Source organism: Methylobacterium sp. FW306-05-D (genome assembly GCF_058782155.1).
In genome coordinates this window covers 28,268-41,949 of sequence record NZ_JBYSXL010000040.1, presented here as the reverse complement: position 1 = coordinate 41,949, position 13,682 = coordinate 28,268, and the positions used below count along the sequence as shown (strand labels likewise).

Here is a 13,682-nt window from a genome sequence, read left to right as displayed (position 1 = left end):
CCGCCCTCCTGATGCTCTGTCTCGCGGTCGGCTTCGCGCCGCGGCCGGCCCGCGCCGCCGCGGAGGGCGCGACCGAGACGGTGGAGCAGGCCCTGTGCCGGCTGATCGAGGGGTCGGCCCGGGCGCGCGGCCTGCCCGTGCCGTTCCTGACGCGTCTGATCTGGCGCGAGAGCGCGTTCCGCGTCGGCGCGGTCAGTCCCGTCGGCGCGCAGGGGGTCGCCCAGTTCATGCCCGGCACGGCCCGCGAGCGCGGCCTGACCGATCCCTTCGACCCCGAGCAGGCGATCCCGCACGCCGCCCATCTCCTCGCCGACCTGAACCGGCAGTTCGGCAATCTCGGCCTCGCCGCGGCCGCCTATAACGGCGGGCCGGGCCGGGTCTCGGCCTGGCTCGCGGGGACCGGGGGCCTGCCGGCGGAGACCCGGAACTACGTGCTGGCGATCACCGGCACGCCCGCCGAGGCGTGGCGCCCGGGCGCGGCGGTGGAGATGCCGGAGGGCGAGGCGCCGACGAAGGATGCGCCCGCGAAGGACGCTTCGAAGAAGAACCGCGAGGGCCAGGAGGCCGGGGCCAAGCCCGAGACCAAGTCCGAGACCAAGTCCGAGACCAAGTCCGAGACCAAGTCCGAGACCGAGACGAGCTGCCTCAAGGTGACGGCGGCCCTGCGCATTCCCTCGCGCGGCGACCGCTTCGCCCTCGGCGGAAACGAGGGACCGGCGGCACCCTGGGGCATCCAGCTCGCCGGGAACTTCTCGAAGGCCCTGGCGCTGCAGAGCTTCGCCCGGACACGGAAGCTCTACACAAGCGTCATCGGCGATGTTCGCCCGATGATCATCGGCACTCGCCTGCGCAGCCGCGGCACCCGCGCCTTCTACCGCATCCGCATCCCGGCCCAGAGCCGCGAGGCCGCCGACGGCCTGTGCGGCCGGATCCGCCAGGTCGGGGGGGCCTGCCTCGTGCTCAGAACCTGATCGGGAGTCCGATCGCTCCGAAGCGCCGCGATGGCCCCGAGAAACCCCAACCGCGCCATGAATCCGCCGCGCCAGCCCTGTCACAGGGGGAACGCGCCCCAACAGAGAGTTGCATGACCCGGGTTCTTGCCGTCCTTGCCAGCCTCGCCGGTCTCGCGCTCGTCGCGCTCGGCATCACGGCCTGCTCGCCCCTCGCCTTCTTCGACGCGATCGGCCCCCGCGACCAGGGCGGCCGCCTCAGCCTCAAGGACGCGGCGTTCGGTGCCCATCCGCGCCAGCGCCTGGACGTCTTCACCCCCGTGGCCGGCTCCGCCGGGGCGCCCGTGCTGGTGTTCTTCTACGGCGGCTCCTGGAAGAACGGCTCCAAGGAGGATTACGCCTTCGTCGGCCAGGCCCTCGCGGCCCAGGGCTTCGTGACGGTGCTGCCGGATTACCGGCTCTATCCGGAGGTCCGCTTCCCCGATTTCCTCGACGACGGGGCCAAGGCCCTGGCCTGGGTCGAGCAGAACATCGCCGCCTATGGCGGCGACCCGAGCCGGATCGTCCTCGCGGGCCACTCGGCGGGGGCCTACAACGCGGTGATGCTCGGTCTGAACCCGGCCTACCTGCGCCGGGCCGGGGTCGATCCCCGCGTGGTGCGCGCCGTGGCCGGCCTGTCCGGACCCTACGACTTCCTGCCCCTCGATGCCGGCACCGCCACCGAGCTGTTCGGCGAGGCGCCCGACAAGGCCGCGACCCAGCCGATCACCTTCGCGGGCCCGCACTCGCCGCCGGCCTTCCTCGCTTCCGGCGACGGCGACACCACGGTGCGGCCCGCCAACACCCGCAACCTCGCCGCCCGCCTGCGCGCCGCCCGGGTGCCGGTGCAGGAGCGGATCTATGCCGGGCTCGACCATGCCGACACGCTGCTGGCGCTCTCCGTGACCTTCCGCTCGAAGGCGCCGGAACTCGCCGAGATGGCGGCCTTCCTGCGCCAGCACGCCGGCGACCGGCCGCAGCAGGCCCGGATGATCGCCCGCTAGAGCATGGTCTTCACGGTGCGCCGGCCTCCTCCGCGCTCGAACATGCACGGGGAGGTCAGGCGCCGCGCAGGGCCTCCCGCGCCCGGCGGTGGTCCGGCGCGTCCGAGAAGGCCCGGTGCATCGCCGACCAGAGCGGCGTGCGGGCGAAGGTCTCGTCGAGCGGCAGGGCGCGCTGGGTCAGGCCGTCGGCGCGCCGGCGCTCGGGATTGGTGTTGAGCCAGCTGTTGCGGTTGGTGATGTCCCAGGTGAGGACGTCGAGCACGGCCGCCTCGTCCAGCACCACGTCGAGGAACCGTCGGGCGAGGTCGGACACCGCCCGGTCGCGGGCGGCCAGATCGGCCGGGTAGGTCCGGTCGTTGATGTCGAATTCCGTGATCTCGATGGCGAGGCCGAGGCCGGCGACCTCCCGCAGGAAGCGCCGCAGCTTCTCCTGGTTCAGCGGGTGCTTGGCGTAGAGATGCCCCTGCAGCCCGAGGCGGCGGATCGGCACGCCGCGCCGGCGCATCCCCTCGAGGGTGCGCAGCACCATCGCGCGGCGCTGGTCGATCCAGTCTGCGTCGAGTTCGAGGTCGTTCTCGTTCCAGACCCCGGCCGCGTCCGGCGCGACCGCGTGCTGGATCCGGAAGGCGAGATCGACGTAGCCGGGTCCCAGCGCCTCGAGCCAGGGCGTGCGCCGCAGCCCGTCGGCGCGTCCGTCCTGGGGCCCGCAGATCTCGTTGACGACGTCCCAGGCCTCGATGCGGCCGCGATAGCGCCCGGCCATGGCGCCGATCCAGCGTCGCAGGAAGGCCTCGCCCTCCCCCGCCGCGAGCCGGGCCGCCACCCAGGCCGGCAGGCGCTCGTGCCAGACCAGGGTATGGCCGCGCAGGCGCTGGCGGTTGCCCTCCGCGAAGGCCACCACCTCGTCCGCATAGGTGAAGTCGAGGGCATCCGGCGCGCGCCAGGCATAGGTCAGCTTCATCGCGTTCTCGGACACGAGGAGGCCGGCCTCCCGCGCCAGCGCCCGGCCATAGGCCGGGTCCTGCCGCAGGGTCACGCCGTTCACCGCCGAGCCGTAGGCCAGGCCCTTACGCGCGGCCGCCGCCTGGAGGCTGTCGGCGGACCAGGACGGCGACCCGGCGGAGGCGGGGCTTCTGGCTGAGGCGGGACTCCCCGCAAGGCCGAGGGCACCGGCGAGGACGGCCCGGCGGGAGGGCCCGCTTCGGCTCACGCTTCCACGGTCTCGCGCTCCGGCGGAATCACCCGGGGGCGGCGGTCCGCGCCGATCGCCACGAAGGTGAACAGCCCCTCCGTCACCTTCATGGTCTCCTCGCCCTCGCGCTCGCGGCGCCAGACCTCGACCTGGATGCCCATGGAGGTGCGCCCGACCCGCACGATCCAGGCATAGATGCTGACCTCGTCGCCGACGACGACGGGGCGGTGGAAGGTCATCGCCTCCACCGAGATCGTGGCGCAGCGGCCCCGGGAGCGCCGGGCCGCGACGTTGCCGGCGGCGAGATCCATCTGCCCCATCAGCCAGCCGCCGAAGATGTCGCCGGCCGGGTTGGTGTCGGCCGGCATCGCGATGGTGCGGACCACCGGCGGTCCACGGTCCTCGGGCTGGCGCGGTTCGGGGGCGTCGGTCGTCATGGGGAAAGTCTCTAATTGCGCCGGGCCCGACGCAAGGGGCGCGCCGAACCCGTTCCGTCTCATACCCGGCCGCGCTCCGGCGGGCGACGGGCCGACCGCATGGCCGGCCTCGCCTGCAACGGGATGCCCGTCAGTCGACGGCACGCGTCCCGGCCAGCATCGCGTCGCGCATCTGGCGGAGGCATTGCAGGTGCGCCCGGTAGCTGACGAAGGTCTCCTCCTTGTCGGCGATGTCCTCGTGCATCTGCAGGGCATCGATGATGCGGCCCGCCTGCCGGCGGAGACTTTGCTCGGCGGCCACGATGTGCCGGTTGAGAGCCAGAAGATGGTCGATCCATCCGGTATTGGTCGTGATCATGTCGCGCCCGTCGCGGTTTCGATGAATGGGTCGGATGTGAAAGCTTCCACCTTCGGCGTCGCGGCACCGGCCCCGGAGCCGTCCGGCCGATCGCCGGCCGCACCTCGGGTTCGGGCCATCGGACCGCATGCGTGACCGAAACCCCGCAGGCGGTGCGGCCGTGGCCGCCCTACTGGACCAGCACGGCCTGGTCGCAGCGCGTGCCTTCCACGGCGAGATCGGCGTAGCCGAGGCGGAGCCCGAGGACGCGCAGCGTGTTGTCGAGGACCTTGTCGAGGGCTGGGGTCACCCCGGCGAGCGCGGTCGCGACCGTGTTCTTGACGAGACCGGGCGCCAGGAGGCCGACGCCGTTCACCTGCAGGTCGAGGTCGCCGATCAGCCGACCGGTCAGGGATTGCGCGTATCCGGTCGCCGAGACCGAACGGACGGCGTGGCGGGTGATGTCGTCGTCGCTGAAGGTCACCGACTGCGCCGCCGGGCTGCCCAGGGTCAGGCGGCTGCGGCCGGCCACCGAGAGCGCGGGCGCAACCCGCAGCAGGATCGCCGGCTGATCGAGGTCCGGGGTGCGGGCATTCGGATCGAGGAGCGCCTTCGGAATGTCGGCGACCGCGAGATCGGCCACCCCGGTCTGAGCGTCCACGACGACCTGGCGGCTCTGTCGGTTCGACCACGGGCATGTCACCGAACGCAGGCGGCCCTGCGCCTTCGCGACCTGGACATAGAGCGGCAGCCGCAGCGTGCCGAGATCCAGAGGCAGGGTCAGGCTGGCCTCGACGAGAAGCCGGATCTGCGCCGTGGTCACCGTGGCCTTGGCGCTGCCGGGCTGGACGTAGCCGGAACTCTGGCGCTTCTCTCCGATCCCCAGGGTGACCTGTGTCCGCAGCAGGCCCGGCAGGTTGGCGCCGAGATCGGCCGAGACCTGGCGATCGCCGTTGGCGACCAGGAGCGCGGCCGACAGGGTGTCCATCAGGCTCATCGACGGGCCTTTCACGCCGTTGCCCGGCGCGAGGCTGGCCGAATCGCCGAGATCGATGATCTGGCCGAGCCGGACCGTACCGCCGACGCCCCGGGCCACGCCGCTCAACTGCGAGAGAGCGGCCGCGGCGGCACCGTTGCCCGCCGTCGCGCCCGCGACCGACTGCAGAGCCGAGAGCACCTGTCCCAGCGTCGCGTTCGCCGCGACCACGTCGTTGTAGTTGTCGACCTTCAGACCGAGCGTGGGCTGGAGGGCATCGAGCACGCGGAAGCCGTCGACCTGCGCCGCTGCCAGCGCCTCGTAGTCGCTCACCGACAGGGAGACGGGTTTGCCCAGCAACGCGCCGAAGAGGCCGTTGATGACGCCGGCATCCAGGCGCATCAGCCCGGACCCGATGTTGAAGGACGCGAACCGCGCCGAGGCCGCGGTCCCGCGCACATCGATCTGCACGTCGCGCTTGAAGCCGATCGCGGGGGCGAAGAAGGTCGGCGTCCGCGTGCGCAGGTCCACCCGGACGGCGCTCGGCGCGGCCGCGTTGGGGACGAAGCGATCCGCGACGGGGACTTTGGCATCGCCCACGTAGATCCCGGGCTGGACCTTGATCACCGTCTCGGCGCCGAAACCGTTATCGGCCAGGGACTGGCGCGCCAGCAGGTCGGCGCGCTGCGGATCGGACGCCGCGAGGGTCGCGGCGAGATCGACCGCCCCTTGCGCCTTGCGGCGGGCCACCACCATCGCCCCGTAATCGACGCCGATCGCCGTCGCGGCGAGGAGCGTGGAGAGGGCCAGAGCCGTGAAGATCGCGACGGCGCCGCGCTCGTCGCGCGCGATGCGGCCGATCACAGCCCGCCCCGGCGCACGCTCACCGTGGTCTGGATGAGATCCGGCGGCAGGGGAATCAGGCCCGAGAACCCGGAGAAGCCGAGCGACTTCGCATCGAAGGTCAGGGTCACGGTGAAGAGGGACGCATCCGCCGGGTTGGGTCCGACCGACACCAGCACGGTCCCGGGCTTGAACATCGCTCCCTCGGTCAGGGCGTCCGCGACCCGCCGGCGGGCGAGGTCGACCCGCTCCTGGTCGCTGACGCCGGCGATCGAGGCGCGGGCCGCTTCCGAAGCGATATGCTTCAGGTTGTGCGATGCGCCGAAATAGATTCCGAAGGCGACCATGCCGCCGAAAAGGACCAATAAGACTGGGACGATCAATGCGAACTCAATTGCAGCGTTACCGTCCTGTTCTAAAAGAAATCGTCTCTGTGTAATTGTATGATTATAGACGTTCCGCATAGCCGAGCCTCCGACTCGCTCTCAGATCTCGTTCAATTACACAACGATCACATCGAGTTGATAACGGAACCTTTCGGTCGAAATTCGGAAGCAGCGTAGATCTCGACCAGAAAAAAGGAATATTTGCGCCGAGGCACCGAGGGCCGACTCGGCGGTCGCGCTCTACAACCTGGATTATAATCTTATGTTATCTACCCGTCACCGCGGCTCGCCGCAGGATTGCATCGCCCTGCCGCAATCTGCGACATAATGACCAGAAGCAGGGAAATCCGGAAACCTCTCGTGGGGTGCGCAAGAGTTGTGGGGGCGCACCGCGGAGCATCGCCGCGTGCACGCTCGACCACTGGGCACGAGCCCTCGGCATCCCTGCCGCCGGGCTCGCCGGCTTCCGCCGCTCGTCTTGGCCGGCCGCTCAATCCGGCAGCGCGAACACCACCAGCGCATCGCCGGTGCCGAAACCGGAGCCCTTGGTGAAGGAGGCGCCCCCGGCCGCCACCGCGACGTATTGCTTGCCGTCGAGCGCATAGGTGATCGGCGGCCCACCGATCCCGGCCCCGCACTGGAACCGCCAGAGAATCGCGCCGGTCTCGGCGTCGTGGGCATCGAGATGGCCGTCCTCCTCGCCGGAAAAAACGAGGCCGGAGGCGGTGGCCAGCGTCCCGCCGGAGAGGCGGCTGCCGCCCTTCACGGTCCACTTGATCGCCCCGCCCCGGGCGAGATCCACGGCCGTGAGGGTGCTGAAGCTCGGCTCGCCCTTCGCCTCGGCGGTCTCGGTGTAGCGGATCGCCGGGCGGTCGCCGGCGGCGGGCACGGTCCTGACCACGTAGGTGGTCGCTCCGTGACGGACCTGCGCGAAGGCGGTGCCGCCGCGGGGGTCGTAGGCCACCGGATGCCACGAGATCGCCCCGAGGGGACCCGGGCTCACCACGGTGCCGGCCTCGGTCGGCGGGGCGTAGAGGTTCTTCTGTGCGATCAGCGGCTCGGACCGCGCCAGGAGCTTTCCGGTGCTGCGGTCGTGGACGTAGAGCCATCCGGTCTTCGAACCCTGCGCCACGGCCTTGACCGGCCCCTGCGGCGTCGGCTGATCGAGGAGGAAGGGCGGGCTCGCCACGTCGTAGCCCCACTCGTCGTGGGGCACCTGCTGGTAGTACCAGCGCAATTGCCCGGTGCGGACGTCGAGGGCGACGAGGCTCATGGTGTAGAGGTTGTCGCCCGGCCGCGAGAGGCCGAAGTTCTGCGGCGCCGGATTGCCGGTGCCGACATAGATCAGGCCGAGATCCCGGTCGTAGGCCGGGGTCATCCAGAGCGAGCCGCCGCCCACCCGCCAGGCCTCCGGATGGGCCGGAGCGGCGGCTTTCTCGGCGGCGATGTCCCGGTGCAGGGGCACGCCGTCCGGCGTGGTCGCGGAGAAGGCGCCCTCCCAGCCGTCGGCCTTCGTGACGTACCAGCGCCAGCGCTCGGCGCCCGTGGCGGCATCGTAGGCGGCGAGCCAGCCGCGGCGGCCATAGCCGCCCTCGATGCCCACCACCGCGCCGCCGTCGAGGCCACCCTTGGCGTCCTCCACGTGCAGACCGTAGCCCGCGCCGGCCACGCCGACGATGACGAGGCCGTCGGCCACCAGGGGCGGCATCTTGAAGCCGAGGCGGCTCGACCCCTGGACGGCGCCGGCCCCGAGCCGGTCCGCCAGGGCCGAGGCGGTCTCGGACTCGCCCTCCTCCGGGCGCACGGCCTCATGGTCCCACAGGACCTTGCCGGTGGCGGCGTCGAGGGCGATCACCCGCCCGTCCATGGTGGCCTCGAAGACCTTGCCGCCGGAGACCGCGACGCCGCGGTTCGAGGGCGGCCCGAAGATCTTCTCGGTGCGCGCCTTGTGGGTATAGGTCCACAGCACCCGCCCGCTGCGGGCATCGAGGGCGGCGACGTGGTTCTGGGTGGTCGAGACGTAGAGCGTCCCGTCCACCATCACGGGCTCGGCCTGGAAGTAGCCGGTGATGCCGGTCTGGAAGATCCAGGCCGGGCGCAGGGCCTTCACGTTGCCCCGGTCGATCGCGGTGAGCGGCGAGAAGTGCTGGTTGGTGTGGTCGCGTCCGAACATCGGCCAGTCGTCGGCCGCCCGGGCCGCGCCGGGCAGGCTCGCGATCAGGAACGCGGCCAGGCCGCGGCGGAACGTGTTCGACATGGGCATTCCTCACCTGGGTCGCCCCGTGACCGGGCGATCCGCAGCAGATCTTCCGACGGGAACGCGCCGGCTCAGCCCGTTGTGCCCGGGCGCGTCGCCCCGGCGAGCCGGGCGGGGGTGTCGGCCGCCCCCATGGATTCCGCCAGCGACGCGGCGGTCTGGCCGGAGGCGTCCCGGACATCCGGGTCGGCACCGTGGGCGAGCAGCAGGTCGACGATCTCGGTGCGGTTGAACATCGCCGCCGTCATCAGCGCCGTGCGGCTGCCCGTTCCGGTGCCGTCCACCCGGGCCCCGTGGGCGAGGAGCAGGCCCACGATGGCGATGTCTCCCTTGAAGGCGGCGCCGGCGAGCGGCGTCTGGCCCCGGTCGTTGGCGAGTTCCGGATCGCCGCCATGCTCCAGGATCACCCGCGTCGCCTCGGCCTGCCCGTTATAGGCGGCGAGCATCAGCAGGCTGTCGCCCTTGTCGTTGCGCAGGTTCGCCGGCAGGCCCTGCCCGAACAGCTCCGCGAGGTCCTCCGCATGGCCCAGGCGGGCGTATTGGAAGACCCGGGCCGCGAAGGCCAGGGTCTCGGCGTCGAGTTCGGGTTTGGGCGGGCTCTCGGGGTCCATCGGTGCGTCCGGTCTCGGGATGCGGCAGTGATCCCGCCCGGAACCTAGCTCCGTTCGGCCCGGTGTCGAGGAACGGAGATGCGAATCTCGATCGTGCCGTCGTTCAGAACCCGTGCCGGTCGAGGGTCTCGCGCAGGACTGCGATCGGGATCGCGTAGTCGGACTGCATGCCGAGGTCCGGCGCGACGCTGTCGCCGTGGATCGAGACGTAGCGGCCGCCCACGAGGCCGGCGAGGTCGAGGAAGAAGTCGTCGAGCATGTCCTGGTTGGTCAGCATCAGGCAGCGCACGCCCGGCTCGGAGAAGGCGAGGTTGCTGAGGGCGGCCCCCATGCCGCCGATCACGAAGCGCGCGGCGGCGAAGATCTGGACCTGGCGCACGAAGGACTCTTCCTCCGGGTGCACCGTGCGGTAGCCGCGCTCCGCCAGCACGGCGACGACCTCCGCCTCGTTGACGAGCCGCCGGCGGGCGTTGCGGTTGCGGCTGACGTAGATCCGGTCCGGTAGGGGCTCGGGAGGTGGTCCGATCCTCCCGCGAAGCTCCCGTGCGGCGTCGATGACGAGGGGCGACTTGGTGATCGGCTGCAGGGTGATCGGGGTCGGATAGACGAGCTCCTCGAACAGGACCTCGCGCTGGGTCGTCCAGACGATCCTGTCCGCGCCGATGCCGAGGGCCTCGAGCGACTCCCGGTACAGCACCGCCATCGACGGAATGGCCTGGACGGTGACCTTCGCGCCGTCGAGAAGGCCGGCTCGGGCGGCCACGTGCAGGCGCGGCAGGCATTCGATGATCCAGTGCCCGTAATTCTCCGCCCAGAGCTGCCAGAGATGCACCGTGCGGCCGGCGATCCGACGCGGGCGCGGGAGAGTGTGGTGCACCGTGCCCGTGCCGTCGGGCGCCAGCGCCAGCGCGCCGAGATAGCCGGCGCGGTCACGATTGATCAGGCTCTCCTCGACCAGGGCGTCGCCCACCTGGACCAGGGCAGAGCCGAACACGAGCGCGTCCGGGAAGCGGTAGACCCGCGCCTCGGGCGGCGTCGCCTCGGAACCGGAGAAATGCGCCGCGAACGCCGCAATCCGTGGCGGCGCACCGATCAGCTCGGCCGTCGCCCGGCTGTAGCGCGGCGCATCGACCGGAACGGCCGGAGGCGCCGGGATCTCGGCCGCGTGCCGCAGGTGGATCGGCCGGGGCACCCCGTCCGGCTTGCCGACGATGCGGTAGCCGCCCCGGTGGAGAGGAGGCCCGCCGGCTGCGGCGAGCCGCCGGTGGAGGGCGCGTGCCGAGCGTTTGAAGGCGGACAGGCGTGCCCGCAGTAGTCCCGTCGTCTCCCGGATCGCGTAGACGCCGCCGCGCGCGAGCGCCGGGTAGAGGAGGACGAAGGCGCGTGCCCGCGCGGCGTCGGTGCCGGTGCGCTGATCGATGACGAGGCTCGGCCCGTGCACAGCGGCGAGCGCCCGCAGCCAGCGGCGGTCGGCGAAGCGGCCGCAGGCCACCTCCATGCCCGCCGGAGCCATGGCCGAAAGGTCCGGATTCTCGGTGGCGAGACAGATCGGTGCCGCGATGAAGCGCCGGCCGAACGCCTCGAGTTCCGGATCGAGGTGATCGCACAGGACCAGGATCGCGCTCGGCTGGATCGCCATGGCGAGGACGGCCGGAACCGCCGCGAGGCGCGATAAATCGCCCCGTGCGGCACTCCCTGCCCCGGCGGAGCGCAGGCGGGACCCGATCCGGCTCCGGCGCACCCTTTCCCAAGCGGCTGGTAGAAACCATACTTGCAGCATGTCGACTCCGAAGAAGCCACGCGCCGCGTCCGACCCAGCTCCCGACGCCGAGGTTCTGAACAGGAACGTCGAGGATTCCAAGGGCGCGGGGACCAAGACCTCCGGAACGAAGGCCTCCGGAACGAAGGCCTCCGCGCCGCGGACGCCGAACTCGAAGGCGTCGAAGCCTGAGCTCCAACCCCTCGACGAGCACCTGGCCGCGCTGCTCAGCCCGGCGCTGAACCGGAACCGCCTGCCGCCGGTCGAGCCGCCGGCCCCGCCGCGTCCGGGCCAGCCGAAGCCGGCGCGCGGACGCGCCAGATCTCCCGCGGCCTCGACCCAGGCGCCGGCGGCTCCGGACAAGAACTCCGGCATGGGCTTCGGCGAGGCGGCGCAGGCGACCTACGCCCATGGCGAGGCGGCCGACGTCGACCCGCGTCTCGCCCAGGCCCTCGGCCTGCGGGCGCCGGAGGACGGTCCGGTCCCGGAGGGCGCGGACCCGGTCGGATCGGCGCAGGACGGCGACACCTCGCTCGCCACGGACGGCGTCTCCGCCACGGTGGACGCGCTCTCGCGCCTCCTCACCGAGGGCAATCCGCTGTTCCGGGACGGCAAGACCTGGGTGCCGCACCGGCCGGACCGGCCCAAGAAGTCCGAGGGTGGCCTCGCCTTCACGCTGAAATCCGAGTTCGAGCCGGCCGGCGACCAGCCCCGCGCCATCGCCGAGCTGGTGGACGGCGTGCGCAAGGCCGAGCGCGACCAGGTGCTGCTGGGCGTCACCGGCTCCGGCAAGACCTTCACGATGGCCAAGATCATCGCCGAGACCCAGCGCCCGGCCCTGATCCTGGCACCGAACAAGACCCTGGCGGCGCAGCTCTACGGCGAGTTCAAGAGCTTCTTCCCCGACAACGCGGTCGAGTACTTCGTCTCGTACTACGACTATTATCAGCCCGAGGCCTACGTTCCGCGCTCGGACACCTTCATCGAGAAGGAATCCTCGATCAACGAGCAGATCGATCGGATGCGCCATGCCGCCACCCGCGCCCTGCTGGAGCGCGACGACGTCATCATCGTCGCTTCGGTCTCGTGCATCTACGGCATCGGTTCCGTGGAGACCTACACGGCGATGTCGTTCACGGTCTCGCTGGAGGAGAAGATCGAGCAGCGCCAGCTGATCGCCGACCTCGTGGCGCTGCAGTACAAGCGCATCCAGTCGGACTTCGCCCGCGGCACCTTCCGGGTCCGCGGCGACGTGATCGAGCTCTGGCCGGCCCACCTGGAGGACCGCGGCTGGCGCATCGGCCTGTTCGGCGACGAGATCGAGTCGATCACCGAGTTCGATCCGCTCACGGGCAAGAAGATCAACGACCTGAAGTTCGTGAAGGTCTACGCCAACTCGCACTACGTCACGCCGCGCCCGACCCTCCAGCAGGCGGTCAAGGGCATCAAGACCGAGCTGAAGCAGCGGGTCGACGAGCTGACCAAAATGGGCCGCCTGATCGAGGCGCAGCGCATCGAGCAGCGCTGCACCTTCGACATCGAGATGATCGAGGCCACCGGCGCCTGCAACGGCATCGAGAACTATTCGCGCTACCTGACCGGGCGAAAGCCCGGCGAGCCGCCGCCGACCCTGTTCGAGTACCTGCCCGACAACGCCATCGTCTTCACCGACGAGAGCCACGTCACGGTCCCGCAGATCGGCGGCATGTACAAGGGCGACTTCCGCCGCAAGGCGACCCTGGCCGAGTACGGCTTCCGCCTGCCCTCCTGCCTCGACAACCGCCCGCTGCGGTTCGAGGAATGGGACGCCATGCGCCCGCAATCGATCCACGTCTCGGCCACGCCCGCCAAGTGGGAGATGGAGCAGACCGGCGGCGTCTTCGCCGAGCAGGTCATCCGCCCGACCGGCCTCGTCGACCCGGTGATCGAGGTGCGTCCGGCGCGCTCTCAGGTCGACGACCTCCTCGGCGAGGTGCGCGAGGTGGCCCAGGCCGGCTACCGCACCCTGGTGACGACGCTGACCAAGCGCATGGCCGAGGACCTGACCGAGTACCTGCACGAGAACAGCGTCCGCGTGCGCTACATGCACTCGGACATCGACACCCTGGAGCGCATCGAGATCATCCGCGACCTGCGGCTTGGCGCCTTCGACGTGCTGATCGGCATCAACCTCCTGCGCGAGGGCCTCGACATTCCGGAATGCGCCCTCGTGGCCATCCTGGACGCCGACAAGGAGGGCTTCCTGCGCTCCGAGACCTCGCTGGTGCAGACCATCGGCCGCGCGGCCCGCAACGCGGATGCCCGCTGCATCCTCTACGCGGACCAGATCACCGGCTCGATGGAGCGGGCGATGGCCGAGACCGAGCGCCGGCGCCAGAAGCAGCTCGCCTACAACGAGGAGCACGGCATCACGCCGCAGAGCGTGAAGCGCGGCATCGCCGACATCCTCGACAGCGTCTACGAGCGCGACCACGTCCAAGTCGATACCGGGCTCGCAAAGAACGCCGTCACCATCGGCCACAACCTCAAGGCGGTCATGGCCGACCTGGAGAAGCGGATGCGCACGGCGGCCGCCGACCTCGACTTCGAGGAGGCCGCGCGCCTGCGCGACGAGCTCAAGCGCCTGCAGGCCACGGAGCTGCTGGTCTCGGACGATCCCATGGCCCGCCAGGGCGACGTCGAGCGCGAGGCCGGGCGCTTCGGCTCCAAGCAGAGCCGCATCTCGAAGCCGACCCTCGACAACATGGGGCCGGGCACCGACCGCGAATTGCCCGTGGGCGCTCCCGTCTGGCGGGAGCGGCCGAAGGCCCGCTCGACCCAGGGGCTCGGCGGCCAGAAGCCGAAATACAAGGGCGGAGGTGGGCGCAAGCGCGGCTGATCGCGGGGCGCGC

At 71.1% G+C, this 13,682-nt stretch carries 11 protein-coding genes; 3 read left to right on the top strand and 8 right to left on the bottom strand.

The genetic code is table 11. The features are described from left to right. On the top strand, positions 1–971 hold a 971-nt coding region (locus tag AC3WLN_RS14720; RefSeq protein ID WP_492482375.1), incomplete at its 5' end, for a lytic transglycosylase domain-containing protein. A 113-nt stretch (positions 972–1,084) separates the two neighbouring features. Further along, positions 1,085–1,993, top strand: coding sequence for an alpha/beta hydrolase (locus AC3WLN_RS14715; RefSeq protein ID WP_492482372.1), 909 nt, complete (start codon positions 1,085–1,087; stop codon positions 1,991–1,993). Positions 1,994–2,048: 55 nt separating this feature from the next. Here AC3WLN_RS14715 and AC3WLN_RS14710 read toward each other — a convergent pair whose 3' ends face one another. The 8 genes from AC3WLN_RS14710 to AC3WLN_RS14675 form a co-directional block, all read right to left on the bottom strand. Beyond that, positions 2,049–3,203, bottom strand: coding sequence for an endo-1,4-beta-xylanase (locus AC3WLN_RS14710; protein ID WP_492482371.1), 1,155 nt, complete (start codon positions 3,201–3,203; stop codon positions 2,049–2,051). Then, positions 3,200–3,622, bottom strand: a complete 423-nt coding sequence (locus AC3WLN_RS14705) for an acyl-CoA thioesterase (protein ID WP_492482369.1) — start codon at positions 3,620–3,622, stop codon at positions 3,200–3,202. The genes AC3WLN_RS14710 and AC3WLN_RS14705 overlap by 4 nt, the downstream gene beginning before the upstream one ends. Before the next feature lie 130 nt (positions 3,623–3,752). Then, positions 3,753–3,980, bottom strand: coding sequence for a hypothetical protein (locus AC3WLN_RS14700; protein ID WP_492482367.1), 228 nt, complete (start codon positions 3,978–3,980; stop codon positions 3,753–3,755). A gap of 169 nt (positions 3,981–4,149) precedes the next feature. Then, positions 4,150–5,799, bottom strand: coding sequence for a TadG family pilus assembly protein (locus AC3WLN_RS14695; RefSeq protein WP_492482365.1), 1,650 nt, complete (start codon positions 5,797–5,799; stop codon positions 4,150–4,152). After that, entirely contained in the window at positions 5,796–6,242 is a 447-nt protein-coding gene (locus AC3WLN_RS14690; RefSeq protein ID WP_492482363.1) for a TadE/TadG family type IV pilus assembly protein, read from the bottom strand. The genes AC3WLN_RS14695 and AC3WLN_RS14690 overlap by 4 nt, the downstream gene beginning before the upstream one ends. Positions 6,243–6,654: 412 nt before the next feature. Next, positions 6,655–8,427 (bottom strand): pyrroloquinoline quinone-dependent dehydrogenase, encoded by a 1,773-nt coding sequence (locus tag AC3WLN_RS14685; protein ID WP_492482361.1) that lies wholly within the window; start codon positions 8,425–8,427, stop codon positions 6,655–6,657. 65 nt (positions 8,428–8,492) lie between these two features. After that, a complete protein-coding gene (locus tag AC3WLN_RS14680) occupies positions 8,493–9,032 on the bottom strand; it encodes an ankyrin repeat domain-containing protein (RefSeq protein WP_492482359.1) in 540 nt (179 codons plus the stop codon). A 103-nt stretch (positions 9,033–9,135) separates the two neighbouring features. Then, complete coding sequence (locus tag AC3WLN_RS14675) at positions 9,136–10,671, bottom strand: glycosyltransferase family 61 protein (RefSeq protein WP_492482358.1); 1,536 nt, start codon at positions 10,669–10,671, stop codon at positions 9,136–9,138. 139 nt (positions 10,672–10,810) lie between these two features. Here AC3WLN_RS14675 and uvrB point away from each other — a divergent pair, with 139 nt between their 5' ends. Further along, positions 10,811–13,669: an excinuclease ABC subunit UvrB gene (uvrB, locus tag AC3WLN_RS14670; protein WP_492482356.1), complete on the top strand. Its 2,859-nt coding sequence runs from the start codon at positions 10,811–10,813 to the stop codon at positions 13,667–13,669. Positions 13,670–13,682 lie beyond the last annotated feature (13 nt).

What these genes read in the sequence shown, in the direction of transcription:
- AC3WLN_RS14715 (WP_492482372.1), top strand. Translation starts at nt 1,085, where the DNA reads ATGACCCGGGTTCTTGCCGTCCTTGCCAGCCTCGCCGGTCTCGCGCTC.
- AC3WLN_RS14705 (WP_492482369.1), bottom strand. Translation starts at nt 3,622, where the DNA reads ATGACGACCGACGCCCCCGAACCGCGCCAGCCCGAGGACCGTGGACCG.
- AC3WLN_RS14700 (WP_492482367.1), bottom strand. Translation starts at nt 3,980, where the DNA reads ATGATCACGACCAATACCGGATGGATCGACCATCTTCTGGCTCTCAAC.
- AC3WLN_RS14690 (WP_492482363.1), bottom strand. Translation starts at nt 6,242, where the DNA reads ATGCGGAACGTCTATAATCATACAATTACACAGAGACGATTTCTTTTA.
- AC3WLN_RS14685 (WP_492482361.1), bottom strand. Translation starts at nt 8,427, where the DNA reads ATGCCCATGTCGAACACGTTCCGCCGCGGCCTGGCCGCGTTCCTGATC.
- AC3WLN_RS14680 (WP_492482359.1), bottom strand. Translation starts at nt 9,032, where the DNA reads ATGGACCCCGAGAGCCCGCCCAAACCCGAACTCGACGCCGAGACCCTG.
- AC3WLN_RS14675 (WP_492482358.1), bottom strand. Translation starts at nt 10,671, where the DNA reads ATGGCGATCCAGCCGAGCGCGATCCTGGTCCTGTGCGATCACCTCGAT.
- uvrB (WP_492482356.1), top strand. Translation starts at nt 10,811, where the DNA reads ATGTCGACTCCGAAGAAGCCACGCGCCGCGTCCGACCCAGCTCCCGAC.